Source organism: Rahnella sp. PAMC25617, from assembly GCF_050606005.1.
Classification (GTDB): Bacteria; Pseudomonadota; Gammaproteobacteria; order Enterobacterales; family Enterobacteriaceae; genus Rahnella; species Rahnella variigena.
In genome coordinates, this window is sequence record NZ_JBOCUM010000293.1 from 1 (window position 1) to 250 (window position 250).

A 250-nucleotide genomic window follows, 5' to 3' on the forward strand; every position below is an offset into this window, starting at 1 on the left:
GCAGACTTTTATGAACTTGGACTTTCTGGAAAAAGCTCCCGAGCACAGCTAAAGCTCGATGCAAATTTCGAAGGAAATCTGGACGAGTTTGACCTAAATGCGCTGCTACAGGACGGGACAATTCTCTATGACAACAGAAATTATCCTCTAGGCACCATGTCTACTGTTGCAAGTGTTAGAGACGATTCTACAAGTGTGGACATTGCGAGCAAACTGGTTAACGGATACGTACGCACAAATACCAACCCTA

1 protein-coding gene is annotated in these 250 nt (G+C 44.4%); it reads left to right on the forward strand.

Annotated features, from left to right (window positions below; all coding sequences use genetic code 11):
- A partial coding sequence (locus ACM615_RS24375; protein WP_431012707.1) for a hypothetical protein occupies positions 1-250 on the forward strand: 250 nt, incomplete at both ends.